Below are 18,570 nucleotides of genomic sequence, written 5' to 3'. Positions count from 1 at the left end.
ATTTTGTTACCAGTCGATCAGAAATTGGGAGCTCGGCATGACAAATTATTCCCCGCTTCGATATCCAGGCGGAAAAGGTAAGCTTGCTGGTTATGTAGCAAGCGTTTTGAGCTTGAATGATCTAGAGGGCGGTCATTATGCAGAGCCGTTCGCAGGTGGCGCTGCGGTGGCGCTCGAGCTCCTGATGACCGAACGAGTCAAACATATACACATCAATGACATTGACTGGTGTGTCTATTCTTTTTGGAAATCGGCAGTACATCACACAGATGATCTGATTGCGCTCATTGAGTCCACTCCCGTGACGATGGAATCATGGATGATGGCGCGCGAAGTGAAGCGCCGTGGGGCGACAGATAACATTGTTGCCTCCGGATTTTCTACTTTCTTCCTGAACCGCACAAACCGATCCGGAATTCTGAATGGCGGCGTAATCGGCGGTTTGGAACAGGCCGGGGAGTGGAAGATCGGATGCAGATACAATAAAGACGACCTGATTAACAAGATCCGGCGGATTGGAATGTATCGCTCTCGGATCAGTGTAACGCAGCTAGATGCATCACACTTCCTTGGAAAGCATATGGAAGATGTCGATGCAAAGTGCTTGATCTATATAGACCCACCTTATTACGTAAAGGGCGCATCCCTTTACCAAAACCACTTTGTTCATAAAGATCATGTTGCATTAGCAGAGATCGTGGGCCGCATAAAAAAGCACAGCTGGTTCGTTTCATACGACAACGTTGCACAAATTCGGCTGATTTACTCGGCCTTCGATCAAGAGCAGTTTAGCATCGGTTACAGCGCTAGAAACCATGGGCACGGATCTGAGGTGATGATATTCGGCCCTGGTGTAGATAGACCTGAAAGAATCTATTCGAGTAAAACTCAACTCAAATCTTTCAAACGTCTCAATGTGAGTGCGGCTTGAGAGATCAAGCTCTCGCGCCCAGCCGACAGTCGCGGGGCCCCACGTCCCGAACGGCGATCGCTTCCTGAGAGCCCACCTCTCACGGGCCAGCATACGACACTTGTTCCAATTTCGTTCCAGCAAATCCAGGCGAAACGGTCCGCAATCGGTCCGACCGTGAAGCCGAGAAAAACCTTATTGACTCTTTTCTAAAATGAGAACATTTGTAGAACAAACGAGAGATCAATAGAATGTCGGACGCTGAAAAAATCATTGTCGTACAGTTCAAAAACGGCCGCGGCGGCGTCGTTCCTGGCGAGATGCGGCAAGCATCTAATCAAGCCTCCGCCGAAAAAATCGCGAGCGCGATGGCCCCTCGTCATGTCGGCGCTGCGGCTTATGCCGTTACCGTGGACGAAGAAAGCGGCACCATGGGAAACCCACGTTTGCTGGTTTCGCACGGGCAAATTGCCGACCTGATGCCAGACTGATTTAACGGCGCGAGGGCGCGCGCCTTTTCTAAGCAGGGAATGATTTTGGAGCTCTGAAACGGGAGAATGAGAACGTGCGCCCACTACCAATAGAACCGGAAGCCGATCCGGTTGACCACATTATCGCATGGCACGATGGCGACAGTCGCGCGGCGATAGAGACGCTGATGGAAGACATTCAGCATTTGCGGCTGCAGCTTGCACTCGCGACCGTCGCGATGGGTAAAGGATTTACGAGGGGATGGAAGCCGGACGCTGATCGAGATGCCACCTAGAGAAGCATATATTCTATCGGATCACGGCGGGGAGCCATTTTTCTCAAAACGGTGTCAGCCGAGCGAAGTGCAGCTGCAATTCGCCCGACGTGACCTGGAAGTTTTCGTGACTTCCTGCTGTGCGACCGTCAGGCCATCAGCTTTTCTTGACCGCCCGTTTTGTTGCCTTCGTGGCGTTGGTCAATGCCGGTGGATCGCTGGCCGGAAAACTCTCCTCAAGGCTTTCGGTCAAATCGTCTTCCTTGTTCTTGTCCGTGGATTTCTGCTCTTTCTCCAGCGATTTTACCGCAAGAGATTTCACCTTTGTCGAATTGGCTTTTTTCGTGGGCGACTTTTTTGCAGGTCCCTTCTCCCCTGACGCGGTGGCGGAAGCGGACTTCTTCACGCCATTTCCGCTTTTGGGTTTTGCCGGTTCCGCCTCCGCGGAGATTTCCCGTTCCGCCTCGATCCAGTGTCTTTCATGATGCCCGTCGGGTCTTCCTTCCCTCTCCCATATTGCGCGCGCTTTTTCACGGATTGCGGCTTCGCGGTCGTGGCTCATAACGGACCTCCCTCTTTGCGTTGCACCAGCTTCAATTGTGCCATTGAAAAAACAAAAAAAGCCAGAGTTAGTTCCGCATCGACCTGCGACGAATGAGCATTTTGGCGAGAAAGGGAACCGGCATCGGCTGCCGAGCGTTTGGCCTGCAGAAACCAGCAGGAGATCGCTTCATGAACACCCCGCAGAAGCCGAAAACCGAACCGCTTGATATTGAAGACGACGACGTTGCGCGTTTCGAGACAGACAGCGAGTTGAAAGACAAGGAAGACGAGATTTATCCGGACGAGAGCATGAACCTGCGTGCACGCCGGCAGGCTGCAAGGCAGCACGAGGATGCTTTCATTGTCGCCACCGATCTGGAGGACGACGACCAGCGCGAGGCGGCGCCAGGCACGAGAGAACAGCCTTAAAAGGAAAAGGCGGGTCGAGGCCCGCCTTTATCGAGGGAATGCAGGGGATTTATCGCCGAACCGAAACGATGGCCTTGCGGTTGAAATTCGAGACCTGCACCCTGCCCGATTGGTTGCCGCCCAGAATTTGTGCGGTCTTGCCGCTCATGCTCTTTAGAATACCAGCATGATATCCCCGGCCGTTGCGGATGACGACGACATCACCGGGCTTTGCCTGGCCGACCGGGACGGCATAACCGAAGGAACTCCAGGATTTCGCAAATCCGTAGGATTTGGGTGATTGCCGGCCGGCCTTGCTGGCTACGGCATGCAGGAAAAGGCCGCACCACGGCGTACTTCTCGGATTTGCCCCAAGAATGTTCTTGAGGCTCTTGTTGTTCTTGGACTCATGCAGCCCGGTGTATTTCTCAGCCTGGTTCAGCATGCCAGCCGAGGCCGGTGCCACGACTGTAAAAGACAAGGCAACGGATAGAATTAACGCGGATACTCTCAAACGTCTCGCCCTTATGTTAGCGGGCGTTCGTGTATTGTGACAATTTAGCGACAATTTGACGAGAAATGGGCAGAAATCAGACGCCTATTCATGCGGGCTGATCTGTCATTGCTTCAGAACAGGCTGCCCTGCGCATCATCCGCACGGCTACGGCCGGCATTTTCAAGGTCCAGCATCCGCAATTTGGTAGTGGTTCCGCCCGGTGCGGAGAAGCCGCCAAGCCTGCCACCTGCGGCAAGGACCCGGTGACACGGAATGATCAGCGGCACCGGATTTTTCGCCATTGCCTGGCCGACGTCACGTGCTCTCTCCATGCCAAGACCGAGTGTCTTCACGATGCCGCCATACGTCGTCGTGTTGCCCCAACCGATCTGTCGCGCGACGGCATAGACGTCGAGAAAAAATCGTTCCTGCCCGGCGAGATCAAGGTCCACGGCCTTAAAATCGATTGCCTCACCGCCGAAATAACGGGTGATCATCGCAATCACCTCACGTGTCCGCGTCTCGGGAACGGCGATGGAGGCGGACGGCAGGCGCTTCTGAAGGAGCTTTTCCGTTTCGCCGGCGTCCGCTCCCGGCAATTGCAGACGCACGATACCTCGCCCCGCCCATGCGAGGCCGCAATGGCCAAGCGCCGTTGGAAAAACAATATAGCCGTAGTGGCTGCCCATCACCGTCACTCATTCGCCTTTTCGCCTGCACGATGCCATATCCCGCATTCGAAACAACCCGTTTCCTGCCGCACAACAAAAAAGCCACCCGTTTTGGGCGGGTGGCCTTTCACACGTCAGTTCCAAAATCGGCTCAGGATGCGATTTTTTCCGGCTCCTCAACGAGGCAGCGCGCCTGCCGGCTGGCGGCGACGAAGGCCGTGCGGGCTATCTCTCCCGCCACATCGCCCATGAGCGAGGCGCGGCACAGGCGAAGCGCCTGTTCGTGCGCCTTGTCTCCCCGCTCGGGCCACTCATGCTGGAGAAAATCGAAGGCTTCGTAAACGCCTGTGAAAATTCGAGGGGCACCGTTTTCAAGGGAGATGGTAACGGGCTTTTCCCACTTAACGTCATTCAGCAACATTGATTGCACTTCCATGCTCTATTAACCCGCGACAAACGCCGGCTCCTCCAGTTGGTTCCCTTCACCTGCGGTTTCAAGAGCGAAAAAATAACCCTCGAGAAACCATGTGCCCCATCTTTCCATTCTAGCCGATTTGCGGAACAAAGCGTTTCAACACTCGTTCAAACGGAAGTGAACCGGGCCCTCCCATGCAGAAAAAAGCCTCTCCCGTCATCGTGTGGTTCCGCAAGGACCTGCGCTTTTCGGACAACCTCGCTTTGCTTGCGGCGGCCGACCACAAAGGTCCCGTCATCCCCGTCTATATCAGGGAAAAATGTTGCGGCGCGCTGGGGCGTGCGCAGGAATGGTGGCTTCACCACTCGCTCACTGCGCTTCATGCCGCGCTCAAGAAAACAGGCAGCCGCCTCGTGCTCGCCAGCGGCGACGCCGAGGAGGTTTTGCGCAGGCTGATCGCGGAAACCGGCGCAGACACCGTATTCTGGAACCGCCGCTATGATCCTGAAGGTATTTCGACCGACAAGACCTTAAAACGCGCGCTCCGGGATGAAGGCCTGACGGTACGGAGCTTTTCCGGGCATCTGCTGCATGAGCCATCGAAGCTGCAGACCAAATCCGGTGGTCCCTACCGGGTCTATACACCGTTCTGGCGCGCACTGGAGGGCGGCGAGGAGCCTCACGCGCCTGCGGATACGCCAGACAGACTCAACGCGCCCAGGAACTGGCCAAGATCGGAAACGCTCGACGAATGGCAGCTGCTGCCCAAAGGGCCTGACTGGGCAAGGGAGTTTAGCGATATCTGGACGCCTGGCGAAGACGGGGCCCGGGAGAAGCTCTCCGATTTCATTGACGGCGCACTGAAAGGTTATGAAGAGGGCCGCGACCTGCCGGCGAAGGACGCGACTTCCCGGCTTTCACCGCACCTCGCATTAGGAGAAATCTCACCCGCCACCGTCTGGCATGCGACGAAGGGACTTTCCCGCCACATCGCCTCAAACGATATCAGCCGTTTTCGCAAGGAAATCGTCTGGCGGGAATTCTGCTATCACCTCCTGTTTCATTTTCCCGAGCTGGACGAAAAGAACTGGAACGACAGTTTCGACGCCTTCAACTGGCGGGACGATGACAAATCCTTCACGGCCTGGACGCGCGGCATGACCGGCTATCCGATCGTGGATGCCGGGATGCGGCAACTATGGCGCCACGGCACGATGCATAACCGCGTCCGCATGATCGTGGCGTCCTTCCTCATCAAGCATCTGCTGATCGATTGGCGCAAGGGTGAGAAATGGTTCCGCGATACGCTCGTGGACGCCGATCCGGCCTCCAATGCCGCCAACTGGCAGTGGGTGGCGGGTTCGGGGGCGGATGCCTCGCCATTTTTCCGCATCTTCAACCCTATCCTGCAAGGCGAAAAATTCGATGGGGACGGTGATTATGTCCGCCGTTTCGTACCGGAGCTTGCAAGGCTAGAGCGCAAATATATTCACAAACCATTCGAGGCCCCGAAAGAGGTGCTGACCAAAGCGGGCATCACGCTCGGGAAAACCTACCCGAACCCCATTGTCGACCATGGCAGGGCGCGGGAGAGAGCACTTGCTGCCTATGCCAGAGTGAAGAAGAAGACATAAAACTGGGTATCGGCAAAATTTTGCGTGGCGAAGCCGAAGCCGGGAAGATAATTTCTTGCCTTGAAGCGGTTGTAACGGGACATAACGGCACCTAATTTCCGCTCAGACAAGAAGGCTCAATCATGACCATTCACCCCTCTGCGCTCAGTGCCATCGGCAATACGCCGCTCATCCGTCTGAAAGCTGCTTCTGAAGCGACGGGGTGCGAAATCCTCGGCAAGGCGGAATTCCTCAATCCTGGCCAGTCCGTAAAGGATCGCGCCGCGCTCTACATCATCCGCGACGCCGAAAGGCGCGGACAATTGCGCCGGGGCGGCACCATCGTGGAAGGCACGGCGGGCAATACCGGCATCGGCCTTTCGCTGGTCGCCAATGCGCTCGGTTACAGGACGGTCATCGTCATTCCCGAAACGCAGAGCCAGGAAAAGAAGGACGCGCTGAAGCTTCTCGGCGCAAAGCTGGTCGAAGTCCCGGCAGCTCCCTACTCCAACCCGAACAATTACGTGAAAGTCTCCGGCCGGCTGGCGAGACAGCTTGCGGCGACGGATGAGAACGGCGCGATCTGGGCTAACCAGTTCGACAATATCGCCAACAGACAGGCTCATATCGAGACCACTGCTCCAGAAATATGGGACCAGACGGATGGCAAGGTCGACGGTTTCATCTGCGCGGTCGGCTCCGGCGGAACGCTGGCGGGTGTGGCGGACGGCCTTCGCGATTTCAACCCCGACATCAAGATCGGCCTTGCCGATCCCGAGGGAGCGGCCCTCTACGAATTCTATAAGAATGGCGTCCTGAAATCGGAAGGCACCTCCATCACGGAAGGCATCGGGCAAGGGCGCATCACCGCCAATCTCGAGGGTTTCACACCGGATTTCTCCTATCGCATTCCGGATGCGGAAGCGTTGCCCATCCTTTTCGATCTGGTAACGAAGGAAGGCCTGTGCCTCGGCGGCTCCACCGGCATCAATATCGCCGGCGCAATCCGGCTTGCCCGTGAGCTTGGTCCGGGGCATACAATCGTGACGATACTTTGCGACTACGGCAATCGTTATCAGTCGAAGCTCTTCAATCCAGAGTTCCTGCGGTCCAAGGGCCTTCCCGTTCCGCAGTGGCTGGCGACGAAAACCGATATTTCGGTTCCGTACGAAACCGTTTGAGGACATGCCGAAATGCCTGTGAATGCCCTGTTCCGTGACGATTTTTATCTTTCCACCGCAGAAGCGATCGTCACGGCGGTGCATGAGGACGGCGGCATCGAGTTCGACCAGACCTGTTTTTATGCCACCTCGGGCGGCCAGCCTGGCGATACCGGCTTTCTCGAGCGCGCTGATGGTTCGCGCATCGCGCTCGGAATTACAAAGCATGGCGCCGACAAGAGCGTCATCATCCATGTCCCGCTTGAGGATCAGCCGTCTCCTGAAGTCGGGGAAAAGCTGACGCTGCACGTGGACTGGCCGCGTCGTTACAAGTTGATGCGCATGCACACGGCCTGCCATCTGCTCTCCGTCGTCTGCCAATGGCCGATCACGGGAGCAGCCGTTGGTGAGGACGAGTCGCGTGTCGATTTCGACATGTCGGAGACTATTGACAAAGACGACGTAACCGCCAGGCTGATGGAACTGGTGAGAGCCAATCATCCCGTTTTCCTGCAATGGATCACGGACGAGGAGCTTCAGGCCAATCCCGGCATTGTCAAATCCAAGAATGTGCGTCCGCCAATGGGCCTCGGTCGGGTCAGCCTCGTCTGCATCGGCGAAAATTCCAGCATAGACAGCCAGCCCTGTGGCGGCACCCATGTATCCGAAACGCAGGAAGTGGGCGATATTCACATTGCCAAGATAGAAAAGAAGGGCAAGGAGAACAGGCGGTTCCGCATTCGTTTCGGCGCGCCTGAAGCTGTTGCCTGAGATCGGGAGAGACATCGTGAGCACGGATAAGAGCCGTTTCGTCGTTTCGGCGGACTGGGTTGAGAAACAGCTCGGCACGCCCGGGTTTCGCATCGTCGATGCCTCCTGGTATCTGCCGGCGCATAAGCGCAACGGCGCAGAAGAATATGCGGCGGGTCACCTTCCTGGCGCCGTGTTCTTCGATCAGGATAAAATCGCCGATCACACGACCGGCCTGCCGCACTCCCTGCCCTCGCCTGAATTTTTCGCGGAACAGGCCGGCGCGCTCGGCCTCAGCGAGACCGATACGATCGTGGTCTATGATGGTCCGGGCTTCTTTTCCGCACCCCGCGTCTGGTGGATGCTGCGGGTAATGGGCGTGCGCAAGGCCTATGTGCTGGATGGCGGCCTGGACGGCTGGAAGCGCGAAGGCCGGCCGCTGGAAACCGGCGCGCCGGAAATTGAGCCCACAACCTTCACACCCGATTTCAACGAAAAACGTGTGACCTCGCTTGGCACCATGCGCGGTATTGTCGACAGCGGCGAAAAGCAGATTGCAGATGCTCGCGGTGCCGGCCGCTTTACCGGCGAGGAAGCCGAGCCGCGTGCGGGCATGCGTTCGGGCCATATGCCCGGTGCACGCAGCCTGCCGGCGACAGCCTTTTCCGAAAACGGCCACTTCAAGGACCTTACGGCAATCCGCAAAATGGTGACCGATGCCGGCATCGATCTTACGAAGCCCGTCGTGACGAGCTGCGGTTCGGGTGTGACGGCAGCCGTCATTACCCTGGCGCTGGAATCGCTCGGTCATCAGGACAATTCTCTCTATGACGGCTCATGGTCGGAATGGGGCGGATTACAGGACACGCCGGTGGTTACCGGTCCGGCGGATGCGATCCCCACGCTGTCGCACGGCCCATTGAAGGCGCACGTGACGCAGCTCGAAATGACGGCACCGCCGAAGGTCAGCCTGCCGATCCCCGTCAACATCCAGACGGCGCTGATGCGGGTCAACAATATTCCCCTGCACTTTTACCGCTATCTGTACTGGCGGGTTGGAAAGCGATGGCATTGGCAAAAGCGCATGCGCATGAGCGATGCTGAACTTTCCGCCATCCTACGCGATCCGAAAAACAGCGTTACGGTTCTTTATATGAACGGTGCGCCCGCCGGTTTCTTCGAGCTGAACAAGACAAGCGACGAGGTGACAGAGCTTTCTTATTTCGGGCTGCTCGAAGAAGCGATCGGCGCTGGTGTCGGCAAGTGGTTCCTGTTGCAGGCGCTTTACGCCGCCTGGCAGGACAATCCGCAGCGGGTGACGGTGACGACCAACACGCTCGACCATCCGCGCGCCTTGCAGCTCTACCAGATGATGGGCTTTTCGCCCGTGGGCACCTATGAGGCCTGGGTGGAGCCGTTGGCCGATACGGAGCTCCTGGAGATATCGCTACGCAATTGAGGGGTAGCGGTTTACGCGCCTTATCATCCCGTGTCGTTCACGGGAGGGATGGTAAAAAGGGACGCGGCCCTCACGCTTTGTCGATAATGAGATGTGTTGCGCCCTCGCCCGCCACCGCTCCCGTGCAGCGGTAACCGAGGGCGGGCAAATCCATGCCTTCGAATAATTGCTCGCCGCGCCCGAGAAAAACCGGCGCCAGCGCCAGATGCATCTCATCTATCAGGCGCGCCGTCACATATTGCCGGATAGTGGAAACCCCGCCGCCGATGCGGACATCCCTGCCATTTGCCGCCGCCAGCGCCATGTCGAGCGCCGCCTCGATGCCGTCGGTCACGAAATGGAAGACAGTACCGCCCTGCATCGTGAAGGACGGTCGCGCGTGATGCGTCAGGACGAAGACTGGAACATGATAAGGCGGCTCGTCGCCCCACCAACCTTTCCAGTTTTCATCCGGCCACGCGCCGCGCACCGGCCCGAACATGTTGCGGCCTAAAATCCATGCTCCGATATTTTCAAAGCTCTTTTCGGAAAATTCCTCGTCGGTGCCGGTCGAGCCGCCGTCTTTACCGAACATGCGGTGAAAGGTGCGGGTCTTGAAGGCCCATTGGTGCAACTCTTCACCCTTCACACCCAGCGGGTTCTGCAGACTTTGATCTGGTCCTGCCCCATATCCGTCAAGCGAGATGGCGAAATTGCGAACGACAACCTTCGGCACGGCACTCTCCTCCATCATGAAGAGGCCAGGCTATCGGCGACTGCAACCCTGGCCTCAGATTTCCCGTTCCAGATTAACCGCGGCAGTCGGGATCTGCCCGCCGGCTGCGCCCTTGTCTTCGGTGACCGTGTTCAATAGATGATCGGCAATGAGTTCCGCCTGGAACTTGCCGAGTTCATAACAATAGGTGATCTCGCGCTTTTCCGCCGACCAGTAGACATCGGGGCGACCGCAGGACTTGGCCGTCAGCTTCACGTCCCCTTTCAGGCCATAACCACCAAAGCTGCGGCTGATGAGATCGAGGACCTTCGATTCCTTGATCATGATGGCATAGGGTTCAAGTTCCGGATCGCGCGGCGGCATGTAGCTGACGGAGAATCTGGAAGGCGTCTGACTGCGGTGGGGCGCGAGAAAATTCTCCCAGGCCGAAGCGACCGCCGGATAGGCCGCGGCGCATTTGTCAAATTCGGCATTGGGAAGCCCCATCATGGCGGCGAGGTCGCCATAACCGTCCTTGTCGCGGCCCACCATCAGGCAGGCCATGTTGCGGTCGCGGCTCCTGTCGGGCACCAGCGCGGAGAAGACAGGGGCTTCGTGCTCAGGAAGCGTCTCCGCCTCACGTGCGAGATACCAGCTGTCGGTGGCGTTCACGAGCGCGGTGTCAAGCCATTCTTCATTGGCCTGCAGGATCAGCGTTCCTGCCAGTTGGTCGGCCGGGGCCTGTACACTTCCCGTGTCCGCCGTGCCGAAATCCGAGATCAGCATGCGCGCGCCCTCATGGTAGAGCGAAAAAATCGCGTTGCCGATGACGAAATTGACCGCCTGCTGGAGCTGATCGTCGGACAGGCCGTCGAGACCGGAGGCGACCTGCGCCTCGGCATCAATCGGAGCCGTCAACGATACGAAAGCCAGCGGAACGGCGGCCAGAAAACGACGGAACATAAAATCAGACCTTCCGGGAACGAGGAGCGTCACTGATTCCCGAACCTAACGAGTCACGCAATGGGCTGGTTGCATCAGCTGTCAAGAATCGGGTGGATAGCAGCGCGTTTCGGGACCATAGCTGCAAAGAAGCAACGCCGATCCCAGCCAGAAGAGGCCGCCATGACCAGTATCGTTTTCACCGCAATGCCGGCTAAGGACGCCGAGGATTTCCGCGCGGGCGCCGCCGATGCCTATGGCAATCGACCGGAAACAGCCGTTTCTCCCGGCGGCATGCCGTGTCGCCACTGCCTCGACCAGATCGGCGCGGGTGAAGCCATGCTCGTACTCGCCTACCGGCCGTTTCCCTCGCTGCAGCCCTACGCCGAGACTGGGCCGGTCTTCCTGCATGCCGAAGCCTGCGATCGTTATCCACTGACAGATCTCCTTCCGCCGATGCTGGACAGCCCCGACTATATCGTGCGCGGATATGGCGACGATGACCGTATTGTCTATGGCACGGGTGCGGTAACGGCCACCGGCGAGATCGTCTCGCGGGCGCGGGCACTTCTGGGGCGCGAAGACGTCGCCTATGTCCACGTCCGTTCCGCACGAAACAATTGTTACCAATGCCGTATCGCCAAAGCATAATCACAGCATTGTCTAGAATTTTAACCGAACGGCTAAACGGGTTTCAAACTTTTACAGGTTAATCTGCACGCATCGGAAACAATTGATTTGAGTAGCAAAATGACAAACAACCTCAATATGGCGACCCGGACCGCGCCTCGCAGCAAGACAAGGATCTTTGCGACTGTGCATTATTTCAGCCAGTCGACCAGAGGACGTGTCGTCGATCTGTCGGCAACCGGAATGGCGCTCGAGCTGGACGGGCCTTTCGCTGCCGCCAAGGGTAGCCGGGTCAAGGTGCAGAGTGAGGATCTGGGCTTCATCGAGGGCGTCGTGCAGTGGCAGCACATGAACCGTCTTGGTCTGCAGCTCAAGCTTTCCACCAACACGCTGGCGCAGCTCTCTTCCTACTTCCGTTTCTTCCACGAAGACGTGAAACCGACACTGGCCCGCTGATCCGGAGCATTACAATGCGCGGAACAAATGACGCGCATTTTCCAGTGCGGCGGGACCTGCGCCGCACGTCACTGACAAAAAATTTATCAAACGGTTGAAAACCGGCCCATCTGTCATGGGCCTGTCATTTTGGTGATGGACTCCTCTGCGATTGCTTCTACCCTGTCGTTTTTAAAGACAGAGCAAGCTTCATCCGAAGGAGTTCCCATGTCGTCGCTTCTCGCCCTACACCCCATTACCCGGCGCTCGCTTCTGGGTGGCATTGCAGCCACTTCGGCGCTCGTGATGTTGCACCCTTTTGCTGCGCGTGCGGCGGCCAACCAGGCGCATCTGCGCATCATGGAAACGACCGACATCCATGTTCACGTCTTTCCCTATGATTATTACGCCGACAAGCCGAACGACACGATGGGTCTGGCGCGCACCGCCTCGATCATAGACACCATCCGCGCCGAAGCCGGGAACTCGATGCTGGTGGATAACGGCGACTTCCTGCAGGGCAACCCGCTCGGCGACTATATCGCCTATGAGCGCGGCATGAAGGCCGGCGACAAGCACCCTGTCATCAATGCCATGAACGTGTTGGGTTACGATTGCGGCACGCTCGGCAACCATGAATTCAACTATGGCCTCGACTATATGTCGAACACGCTTGCGGGCGCCGGTTTCCCCTATGTGTGCGCCAACCTCACCAAGGGGCAGCTGGCTTCCGATCCGAAGAACGACGAGCTGTTCTTCAAGCCCTATGTCATTCTGGAAAAACAGATCCGCGATGGCGGCGGCGTCACCAGCCCGGTCAAGGTCGGCATCATCGGTTTCGTGCCGCCTCAGATCATGATGTGGGACTCCAAGAATCTCGAGGGCAAGGCGCAGACGCGTGACATCGTCGAGGCGGCGAAAGCCTGGGTGCCTGTCATGAAGGAGGAAGGCGCGGATATCATCATCGCCCTTTCCCATTCCGGCATTGACGGCAAGGGCCAGACCGAGCGCATGGAAAACGCATCGCTATATCTCGCAGCTGTTGAAGGCATTGATGCGATCTTCACCGGCCACCAGCACCTTGTTTTCCCCGGTCCGAAGACCTGGGACGGCATCGAGGGTGCGGATGCGGTCAAGGGTACGCTGATGGGCAAGCCGGCGGTCATGGCCGGCTTCTGGGGCTCCCATATGGGCCTTATCGACCTGCTGCTTGAAAAGGATGGCAAGAGCTGGAAGATCGTCGACTTCACCTCAGAAGCCCGCCCGATCTACCATCGCGATGAAAATCGCAAGGTCGTTGCTGACTATACCGACAAGCCGGAGGTTCTCGCCGCAGCCAAGGTGGATCATGAAGCGGCCCTTGCCTATGTGCGCCGCCCGGTCGGCAAGACATCCGCGCCGCTCTATTCCTATTTCGCGCTGGTGGCAGACGATCCGTCCGTGCAGATCGTCTCCAACGCCCAGACCTGGTACATCAAGGACATGCTGAAGGAAGGGCAGTATAAGGATCTGCCCGTGCTTTCGGCAGCAGCACCGTTCAAATCGGGCGGTCGTGGCGGCGCGGATTATTACACCGATGTCCCCGCCGGTGACATCGCCATCAAGAACGTCGCCGATCTCTATCTTTATCCCAACACGGTGCAGGCAGTGTTGATCAACGGGGCGCAGGTGAAGAACTGGCTGGAAATGTCCGCCGGCATGTTCAATACGGTTGAGGCCGGTGCCAAGGATGCGCCACTGCTCAACCCAGACTTCCCGTCCTATAATTTCGACGTGATCGATGGCGTGACTTATCAGATCGACATTTCCAAACCGGCGAAATTTGACAAGGACGGCAAGGCGGTCAACCCGGACAGCAACCGCATCGTCAACCTGCAGTTCAATGGCAAGCCGATCGATCCCCAACAGAAATTCGTGGTTGCCACCAATAATTACCGTGCAAGCGGCGGCGGCAAATTCCCCGATATCGCCGGCGACAAGGTGATCTTCGTCGCGCCCGATACAAACCGCGACGTGATCGTGCGCTATATCATCGATCAGGGCACCATCAACCCGTCCGCGGATGCCAACTGGTCCTTTGCACCGGTGGAAAACACCACCGCCGTCTTCGAGACCGGGCCCAAGGGACGCCATTACGCAGCCGACATCAAGGGCGCCAGGATCGAGGATGCCGGCGACGGCGCGGAAGGTTTCGCGAAGTTCCGCCTGATTCTTTAACGACCGTGCCCTCCCGGCGACCTGTCGCCGGGAGGTATTTTCCTAGTCGCGCCCAGCCAACGCGCGTAACAGCATCGGCAGTTCCTGCGGCGGCTTCTGTTCGATACGCCGATAGTCGCTGCCGTCACGGTTACGGCGGATGAGTCTCAGGCCAACCATGTCGCGCCTGAGCATGGCCGCATCCCCGAACAGGTGCAGGCTATCCAGAAAGCTGCTGAATTCTCGCTCGGAAAAACTCTGCCCGGCGGGAATTTTTGCCCAGAGATACCAGAGGCACAGTTCCTGATGCGACCGGCGGGCCGGCCATTGCATCAGCCGGCCGGCGGCATCAAAGACACGAACGGTCTTCAGCACCCTGCCCTCATTGACGGCTGGCAGCAGCTCAGGCTGAGCGGTTGCGCTTTCGGCGGAAGAGATGCGGTCAGCGCGCAGATGCTGGAAATTTCGAAAACCGGCGGCCCGGCTCAGAAGATTGAGCATCTCCACATGGCTCGGCTGGCGGTCCAGCCTGCCGATCTGCTCGCGCACGGATTTGGCAAAGGTCGAGAGATCGGCGATATCAATGGAAAGGATCGAACGTGGCATGACTTACCCTCAAGTGCCATTCCGAAAAGGTGTCGCTGATCGCCGGCTTCCGACGAGGCACGGGATAAGTGCTGTCAAACCATATATATGCAGGTTTAGCTTCCCATGCGGGACGGCGATGCCTCGGTGAACTGCAGACCGTGATTAGCTATAGGCAGGCGATCCGCCCACGTCAATCGGCCTCTGCGGCATAGCGCCTAGGTTGCCGCGCGTTTCCTCTCCCAGCCGGGGCGAAGAAGCAGGCCCGGCCGGTCCACATATAATTAGCCAATATCACTCAGCGGCGACAGCAATGGACCTCTGTTTGCTGGCAGCAAGCATACCATTGAAATCCTTATGATTCGGGCAGGCGGACAGGCGCTGCTGAAAAGCCTCGGCGAGCCATTGCCCCGCCGGACCCGCAGGCGAATCGACCCGTCGCAGTGCAAACAGCGGATATTCCCCCTGCTCATAGGCCTCGAGTTCGAGCGCCTTGAGGCTGCCATTGGTAAGATCGTTGCGGACGATCGATGCGGGCAGACCGCCCCAGCCGAGACCGCCCTTGATGAGCTGGTATTTGGTGGCGATGTCGCTGACCCGCCATGTCTTGTAGGAGAGAACATTGAAATCGCGGCCCTTGGTCAGGCCGGAGGCATCGGTGACGACAAGCTGAACCTCCTCGCGCACGTCGGCGAGAACCAGCGGGCGTTCGATCTGCGCCAGCGGGTGATCCGACGCGACGACCGGCAGCATGAAGGAATGGCCCACCTTTTCGACGACGAGCTCATCATCCTGGCGCAGCATCGCCCCACCAATGCCGATGCCTGCCTTGCGGGAGAGCACCATGTCCATGACCATGCCCAGCTCGCCAACATTGAGGCTGAGGGCTACGGTTGGGAATTGCGTGCGAAAATCCCGCAGCACAGCCACCACGGCCTCCGCCGGCACCATGGTGCTGATAGCTACGGAAAGTTCCGCTTCCAGCCCCTGTTTCAGCCCCTTGGCGCGGGCACGCATTTCCTGCAGGCCAGCGACGATGCGCCTTGCATCCTCCAGCATGGCGCGCCCTTCGTCCGTCAGCTTCGGCTGGCGCACCCCGTTGCGCTCGAAAAGCGTAACCTCAAGCTGCGCTTCGAGATTGGCGATGGTGTAACTGACCACCGACTGGGCACGATTGAGCGCCCGCGATGCGGCGGAGAAACTGCCGGTCTCGGCAACCGTCAAGAATACCTGCAATTGATCGAGCGTTGGGTTCGCGTCCATGTCCCATCCATTTCATCGATAGATTGCTTCCACATTATCACAGTTTTCTTGATGGCAGTAATTTTTCATATAGAGCGCAAAGGCAGGGCATCGTGCTCTCCCGCCCTCCCAAGGCGCCCGTCAATTCATCGCATATGCAAGGAAAAGACCATGTCCAACATTCTTCTCATCACCTCCAGCCCGCGCGGCGAGGAATCGGTTTCGAACAAGTTCGCCGGTGAGCTCGCCAGCAAGCTGAAGGCCAAGTCGGCTTCCAACACCCTTGTCCACCGCGATCTCGCAGCTGACCCGATCCCGCATCTCGACACCGTCAAGACAGCCGCAATCCGCAAGGCACCCGATCAGCGCACGGCTGAAGAAGCGGTTGCAGCCGATTATTCCGACAAGCTCGTTGCAGAGCTTCTGGCCGCCGACACCGTCGTCATCGGCACCGGCCTCATCAACTTCAACATCTATTCCGGCCTGAAGTCGTGGATCGACAACGTCGCCCGCGCTGGCCAGACCTTCAAATACACCGAAACCGGCCCGGTCGGTCTCGCCACTGGCAAGAAGGTGTACATCGTCCTGGCGGCTGCCGGCGTTTACTCCGAAGGCCCGGCCGTTTCGATGAACCATGCCGTTCCCTATCTGAAGACCGTTCTCGGCTTCATGGGCATGACCGATGTGGAAGTGATCTACGTCGAGGGTCTGGCTTTCGGCCCCGAAGCCGTCGAGAAGGCTGTAGCGGCTGCCGAAGCCAAGGTGGAAGAACTGGCACAGGCCGCCTGAGGCATTCATTCAAAGGCAATCCCGGCATGACCGCCGGGTATTGACCGAGCTCCGTTCCGTAACGGCCGTGGACCCTGTCCCGGCCGTTATTCTTTGCCACGTAGGCCACGCACCTGATTCAGATAACAAAGCACAGAAATACTGCCCGTCCCTGAAGGCCGTAGCGTTCAGGCACTCAATGCAGCCGTCATCATTCTCCTGGGAAGAGAGATGAGCCGTTCTGATCGATAATCAGCTTCGCCTTGCGGATGGTGAACTCCACCGCATCATCGAGGCTGGTGAAGACGTCGGCCCGCACGAATTCATGCACCAGCACCTCGTCACCGGCCTTTTTTTCAATACGGCCAGCCAGGCGGAACTGGCCACCTTCCTTTATCGGGGTCGCATAGATCAGATAGTCGCCATGCACATGCGGTTCTGCCTGCGCCGTCTTCTGCGGGGCGTCGGAAGACGGCTGGCCGGAGCCGAAGGCCGAGAGGATTTTGGAAAAAAACGATGCCATGGCTTGCACTCCCTCAATTCGTGTCACGTTTGAAGGGCGGATGACACCCGCCCTTCCCTGCCTCTTCCGATCAGATGATCAGGTTTGACAGGATGTCATTTTCGGTGATGTCCTCATAACCGAGACCGGCCGCTTCGAAGCGCTCCAGCAGGCCGGCGAAGTTCTCCTTCGCGCTGGTTTCGATGCCGATAAGGATCGAGCCGAAGTTGCGAGCCGATTTCTTCAGATATTCGAAACGGGCGATATCATCATCGGGCCCGAGCAGGTTGAGGAAATCGCGAAGCGCACCGGGACGCTGCGGCAGGCGCAGGATGAAGTATTTCTTCACGCCCGTGTAACGCATGGCGCGCTCCTTCACATCCGGCAGGCGCTCGAAATCGAAATTGCCGCCGGAAACCACGGCGACGACCGTTTTGCCTTCCAGCTTTTCACGGCCGAGCTTTTCCAGCGCGGCGATCGAGAGCGCGCCTGCGGGCTCCAGCACCACGCCTTCGAGATTCAGCATCTCGATGATCGTCACGCAGATGGCATTTTCCGGGATGAGCTGGACCTGATCGGCCGGGAAATCCTTCAGCGCCTTGAAGTTGAGGTCGCCGATGCGGGCGACGGCGGCGCCATCGACAAAATTATCGATCTTGTTCAGCGTCACCGGTTCGCCACGTTCGAGGCTTTTCTTCAGGCTCGGTGCGCCTTCCGGCTCGCAGAACACGAAGTTTTCCTTGCGGACCGTCCCGGCCAAAAATCCGGACAGGCCAGCCGAAAGACCGCCACCGCCGACAGGCATCACGACGATGTCAGGCTTAGTGCCATCCGGGAGCTGGTCCATGATCTCGGCGGCAACCGTCGCCTGGCCCTCGATGATATCCTCATGGTCGAACGGCGGCACCATGTAGCCGTCATTGTCCTGCACGTGCTGGCGGGCAGCAGCGTAACACTGGTCGAATATATCGCCCACCAGACGGATGGAGATGAACTCGCCGCCGAAGATGCGGGTCTTTTCGATCTTCTGCTGCGGTGTGGTCACCGGCATGAAAACAACGCCATGAACGCCGAAATGGCGGCAGGCGAAAGCAAAACCCTGGGCGTGGTTTCCAGCCGAAGCACAGACGAAAATCTTGCCCTTGCCGGCCTTGGCCACCGCCTTGCGAAGAAAATTGAATGCGCCTCTAATCTTGTAGGAACGAACCGGGGACAGATCCTCACGCTTCAGCCAAATCGACGCGCCATACCGACGGCTGAGATGTTCATTCAACTGCAGCGGCGTTTCCGGGAATATTTCCCGCACTTCCCGCCGCGCTGCTTCCACAAGCTGCTTGTCCACGATAGTCAATCCATTGAAATTCATAATGGCACCCGCTATGCCATAGGAAGGCGTCCGAGACAAA

The 18,570-nt window shown here is 58.1% G+C and carries 22 protein-coding genes; 12 read left to right on the top strand and 10 right to left on the bottom strand.

The window, feature by feature from the left end:
* Nucleotides 1–37 precede the first annotated feature (37 nt).
* The 3 genes from ACZ47E_RS04225 to ACZ47E_RS04215 all read left to right on the top strand — a co-directional run bounded on the left by ACZ47E_RS04225 (nucleotide 38) and on the right by ACZ47E_RS04215 (nucleotide 1,676).
* Entirely contained in the window at nucleotides 38–931 is an 894-nt protein-coding gene (locus ACZ47E_RS04225; protein WP_107339757.1) for a DNA adenine methylase, read from the top strand.
* Between the two features lie 230 nt (nucleotides 932–1,161).
* Nucleotides 1,162–1,401, top strand: a complete 240-nt coding sequence (locus ACZ47E_RS04220) for a hypothetical protein (RefSeq protein WP_107339758.1) — start codon at nucleotides 1,162–1,164, stop codon at nucleotides 1,399–1,401.
* Nucleotides 1,402–1,475: 74 nt separating this feature from the next.
* Entirely contained in the window at nucleotides 1,476–1,676 is a 201-nt protein-coding gene (locus ACZ47E_RS04215) for a dehydrogenase (protein WP_107339759.1), read from the top strand.
* Between the two features lie 136 nt (nucleotides 1,677–1,812).
* Here the strand turns inward: ACZ47E_RS04215 and ACZ47E_RS04210 are convergent, their stop codons facing one another.
* Complete coding sequence (locus ACZ47E_RS04210) at nucleotides 1,813–2,217, bottom strand: DUF2934 domain-containing protein (protein WP_278067368.1); 405 nt, start codon at nucleotides 2,215–2,217, stop codon at nucleotides 1,813–1,815.
* Nucleotides 2,218–2,387: 170 nt separating this feature from the next.
* On the opposite strand from ACZ47E_RS04210, the gene ACZ47E_RS04205 reads away from it, so the two are divergent.
* Nucleotides 2,388–2,627 carry a hypothetical protein gene (locus ACZ47E_RS04205; RefSeq protein ID WP_107339760.1) on the top strand — a complete coding sequence of 80 codons (240 nt, stop codon included), beginning with the start codon at nucleotides 2,388–2,390 and terminating at the stop codon, nucleotides 2,625–2,627.
* A gap of 49 nt (nucleotides 2,628–2,676) precedes the next feature.
* Here ACZ47E_RS04205 and ACZ47E_RS04200 read toward each other — a convergent pair whose 3' ends face one another.
* The 3 genes from ACZ47E_RS04200 to ACZ47E_RS04190 form a co-directional block, all read right to left on the bottom strand.
* Nucleotides 2,677–3,120 (bottom strand): TIGR02594 family protein, encoded by a 444-nt coding sequence (locus tag ACZ47E_RS04200; protein ID WP_004441240.1) that lies wholly within the window; start codon nucleotides 3,118–3,120, stop codon nucleotides 2,677–2,679.
* 113 nt (nucleotides 3,121–3,233) lie between these two features.
* Nucleotides 3,234–3,791 carry a methylated-DNA--[protein]-cysteine S-methyltransferase gene (locus tag ACZ47E_RS04195; RefSeq protein WP_077987798.1) on the bottom strand — a complete coding sequence of 186 codons (558 nt, stop codon included), beginning with the start codon at nucleotides 3,789–3,791 and terminating at the stop codon, nucleotides 3,234–3,236.
* Between the two features lie 133 nt (nucleotides 3,792–3,924).
* The gene (locus ACZ47E_RS04190) at nucleotides 3,925–4,194 is read right to left on the bottom strand and encodes a DUF982 domain-containing protein (RefSeq protein WP_006697962.1); all 270 of its coding nucleotides are present in this window, start codon (nucleotides 4,192–4,194) and stop codon (nucleotides 3,925–3,927) included.
* 188 nt (nucleotides 4,195–4,382) lie between these two features.
* Here ACZ47E_RS04190 and ACZ47E_RS04185 point away from each other — a divergent pair, with 188 nt between their 5' ends.
* From ACZ47E_RS04185 to sseA, 4 genes are all read left to right on the top strand, one after another.
* The gene (locus ACZ47E_RS04185) at nucleotides 4,383–5,822 is read left to right on the top strand and encodes a cryptochrome/photolyase family protein (protein WP_464016899.1); all 1,440 of its coding nucleotides are present in this window, start codon (nucleotides 4,383–4,385) and stop codon (nucleotides 5,820–5,822) included.
* Between the two features lie 122 nt (nucleotides 5,823–5,944).
* The gene (locus tag ACZ47E_RS04180; protein ID WP_006697960.1) at nucleotides 5,945–6,982 is read left to right on the top strand and encodes a cysteine synthase A; all 1,038 of its coding nucleotides are present in this window, start codon (nucleotides 5,945–5,947) and stop codon (nucleotides 6,980–6,982) included.
* A 12-nt stretch (nucleotides 6,983–6,994) separates the two neighbouring features.
* Nucleotides 6,995–7,732, top strand: coding sequence for an alanyl-tRNA editing protein (locus tag ACZ47E_RS04175; RefSeq protein WP_077987795.1), 738 nt, complete (start codon nucleotides 6,995–6,997; stop codon nucleotides 7,730–7,732).
* A gap of 16 nt (nucleotides 7,733–7,748) precedes the next feature.
* Nucleotides 7,749–9,170 carry a 3-mercaptopyruvate sulfurtransferase gene (gene sseA, locus ACZ47E_RS04170; protein ID WP_022556006.1) on the top strand — a complete coding sequence of 474 codons (1,422 nt, stop codon included), beginning with the start codon at nucleotides 7,749–7,751 and terminating at the stop codon, nucleotides 9,168–9,170.
* A gap of 70 nt (nucleotides 9,171–9,240) precedes the next feature.
* Here sseA and ACZ47E_RS04165 read toward each other — a convergent pair whose 3' ends face one another.
* Nucleotides 9,241–9,885: a dihydrofolate reductase family protein gene (locus tag ACZ47E_RS04165; RefSeq protein WP_278067366.1), complete on the bottom strand. Its 645-nt coding sequence runs from the start codon at nucleotides 9,883–9,885 to the stop codon at nucleotides 9,241–9,243.
* A gap of 54 nt (nucleotides 9,886–9,939) precedes the next feature.
* Nucleotides 9,940–10,827 (bottom strand): DUF4344 domain-containing metallopeptidase, encoded by an 888-nt coding sequence (locus ACZ47E_RS04160; protein WP_278067365.1) that lies wholly within the window; start codon nucleotides 10,825–10,827, stop codon nucleotides 9,940–9,942.
* A 162-nt stretch (nucleotides 10,828–10,989) separates the two neighbouring features.
* Between ACZ47E_RS04160 and ACZ47E_RS04155 the strand changes: the two genes are divergently transcribed.
* From ACZ47E_RS04155 to ACZ47E_RS04145, 3 genes are all read left to right on the top strand, one after another.
* Nucleotides 10,990–11,457, top strand: coding sequence for a DUF1203 domain-containing protein (locus tag ACZ47E_RS04155; protein ID WP_464016898.1), 468 nt, complete (start codon nucleotides 10,990–10,992; stop codon nucleotides 11,455–11,457).
* Nucleotides 11,458–11,556: 99 nt separating this feature from the next.
* A complete protein-coding gene (locus ACZ47E_RS04150; RefSeq protein WP_004441225.1) occupies nucleotides 11,557–11,892 on the top strand; it encodes a PilZ domain-containing protein in 336 nt (111 codons plus the stop codon).
* 207 nt (nucleotides 11,893–12,099) lie between these two features.
* Nucleotides 12,100–14,088 carry a bifunctional 2',3'-cyclic-nucleotide 2'-phosphodiesterase/3'-nucleotidase gene (locus ACZ47E_RS04145; RefSeq protein WP_278067364.1) on the top strand — a complete coding sequence of 663 codons (1,989 nt, stop codon included), beginning with the start codon at nucleotides 12,100–12,102 and terminating at the stop codon, nucleotides 14,086–14,088.
* Nucleotides 14,089–14,130: 42 nt separating this feature from the next.
* Here ACZ47E_RS04145 and ACZ47E_RS04140 read toward each other — a convergent pair whose 3' ends face one another.
* Nucleotides 14,131–14,673: a DUF2087 domain-containing protein gene (locus ACZ47E_RS04140; RefSeq protein WP_112765722.1), complete on the bottom strand. Its 543-nt coding sequence runs from the start codon at nucleotides 14,671–14,673 to the stop codon at nucleotides 14,131–14,133.
* Nucleotides 14,674–14,946: 273 nt separating this feature from the next.
* Nucleotides 14,947–15,915 (bottom strand): LysR family transcriptional regulator, encoded by a 969-nt coding sequence (locus ACZ47E_RS04135; RefSeq protein ID WP_006697950.1) that lies wholly within the window; start codon nucleotides 15,913–15,915, stop codon nucleotides 14,947–14,949.
* A 150-nt stretch (nucleotides 15,916–16,065) separates the two neighbouring features.
* Here ACZ47E_RS04135 and ACZ47E_RS04130 point away from each other — a divergent pair, with 150 nt between their 5' ends.
* The gene (locus tag ACZ47E_RS04130) at nucleotides 16,066–16,683 is read left to right on the top strand and encodes an FMN-dependent NADH-azoreductase (protein ID WP_004441220.1); all 618 of its coding nucleotides are present in this window, start codon (nucleotides 16,066–16,068) and stop codon (nucleotides 16,681–16,683) included.
* 190 nt (nucleotides 16,684–16,873) lie between these two features.
* Here the strand turns inward: ACZ47E_RS04130 and ACZ47E_RS04125 are convergent, their stop codons facing one another.
* Nucleotides 16,874–17,185 (bottom strand): HlyU family transcriptional regulator, encoded by a 312-nt coding sequence (locus ACZ47E_RS04125; protein WP_278067363.1) that lies wholly within the window; start codon nucleotides 17,183–17,185, stop codon nucleotides 16,874–16,876.
* Between the two features lie 70 nt (nucleotides 17,186–17,255).
* Nucleotides 17,256–18,530: a threonine ammonia-lyase gene (ilvA, locus tag ACZ47E_RS04120; protein ID WP_004441216.1), complete on the bottom strand. Its 1,275-nt coding sequence runs from the start codon at nucleotides 18,528–18,530 to the stop codon at nucleotides 17,256–17,258.
* Nucleotides 18,531–18,570 lie beyond the last annotated feature (40 nt).

Source organism: Agrobacterium sp. 5Ca39 (assembly GCF_055382365.1).
The sequence above is the reverse complement of the archived record's forward strand: the minus strand, read 5'-3'. Positions and strand labels throughout refer to the sequence as shown.

What these genes read in the sequence shown, in the direction of transcription:
- ACZ47E_RS04225 (WP_107339757.1), top strand. Translation starts at nt 38, where the DNA reads ATGACAAATTATTCCCCGCTTCGATATCCAGGCGGAAAAGGTAAGCTT.
- ACZ47E_RS04220 (WP_107339758.1), top strand. Translation starts at nt 1,162, where the DNA reads ATGTCGGACGCTGAAAAAATCATTGTCGTACAGTTCAAAAACGGCCGC.
- ACZ47E_RS04210 (WP_278067368.1), bottom strand. Translation starts at nt 2,217, where the DNA reads ATGAGCCACGACCGCGAAGCCGCAATCCGTGAAAAAGCGCGCGCAATA.
- ACZ47E_RS04205 (WP_107339760.1), top strand. Translation starts at nt 2,388, where the DNA reads ATGAACACCCCGCAGAAGCCGAAAACCGAACCGCTTGATATTGAAGAC.
- ACZ47E_RS04195 (WP_077987798.1), bottom strand. Translation starts at nt 3,791, where the DNA reads ATGGGCAGCCACTACGGCTATATTGTTTTTCCAACGGCGCTTGGCCAT.
- ACZ47E_RS04190 (WP_006697962.1), bottom strand. Translation starts at nt 4,194, where the DNA reads ATGTTGCTGAATGACGTTAAGTGGGAAAAGCCCGTTACCATCTCCCTT.
- ACZ47E_RS04185 (WP_464016899.1), top strand. Translation starts at nt 4,383, where the DNA reads ATGCAGAAAAAAGCCTCTCCCGTCATCGTGTGGTTCCGCAAGGACCTG.
- ACZ47E_RS04180 (WP_006697960.1), top strand. Translation starts at nt 5,945, where the DNA reads ATGACCATTCACCCCTCTGCGCTCAGTGCCATCGGCAATACGCCGCTC.
- ACZ47E_RS04175 (WP_077987795.1), top strand. Translation starts at nt 6,995, where the DNA reads ATGCCTGTGAATGCCCTGTTCCGTGACGATTTTTATCTTTCCACCGCA.
- ACZ47E_RS04160 (WP_278067365.1), bottom strand. Translation starts at nt 10,827, where the DNA reads ATGTTCCGTCGTTTTCTGGCCGCCGTTCCGCTGGCTTTCGTATCGTTG.
- ACZ47E_RS04155 (WP_464016898.1), top strand. Translation starts at nt 10,990, where the DNA reads ATGACCAGTATCGTTTTCACCGCAATGCCGGCTAAGGACGCCGAGGAT.
- ACZ47E_RS04150 (WP_004441225.1), top strand. Translation starts at nt 11,557, where the DNA reads ATGACAAACAACCTCAATATGGCGACCCGGACCGCGCCTCGCAGCAAG.
- ACZ47E_RS04145 (WP_278067364.1), top strand. Translation starts at nt 12,100, where the DNA reads ATGTCGTCGCTTCTCGCCCTACACCCCATTACCCGGCGCTCGCTTCTG.
- ACZ47E_RS04140 (WP_112765722.1), bottom strand. Translation starts at nt 14,673, where the DNA reads ATGCCACGTTCGATCCTTTCCATTGATATCGCCGATCTCTCGACCTTT.
- ACZ47E_RS04135 (WP_006697950.1), bottom strand. Translation starts at nt 15,915, where the DNA reads ATGGACGCGAACCCAACGCTCGATCAATTGCAGGTATTCTTGACGGTT.
- ACZ47E_RS04130 (WP_004441220.1), top strand. Translation starts at nt 16,066, where the DNA reads ATGTCCAACATTCTTCTCATCACCTCCAGCCCGCGCGGCGAGGAATCG.
- ACZ47E_RS04125 (WP_278067363.1), bottom strand. Translation starts at nt 17,185, where the DNA reads ATGGCATCGTTTTTTTCCAAAATCCTCTCGGCCTTCGGCTCCGGCCAG.
- ilvA (WP_004441216.1), bottom strand. Translation starts at nt 18,530, where the DNA reads ATGAATTTCAATGGATTGACTATCGTGGACAAGCAGCTTGTGGAAGCA.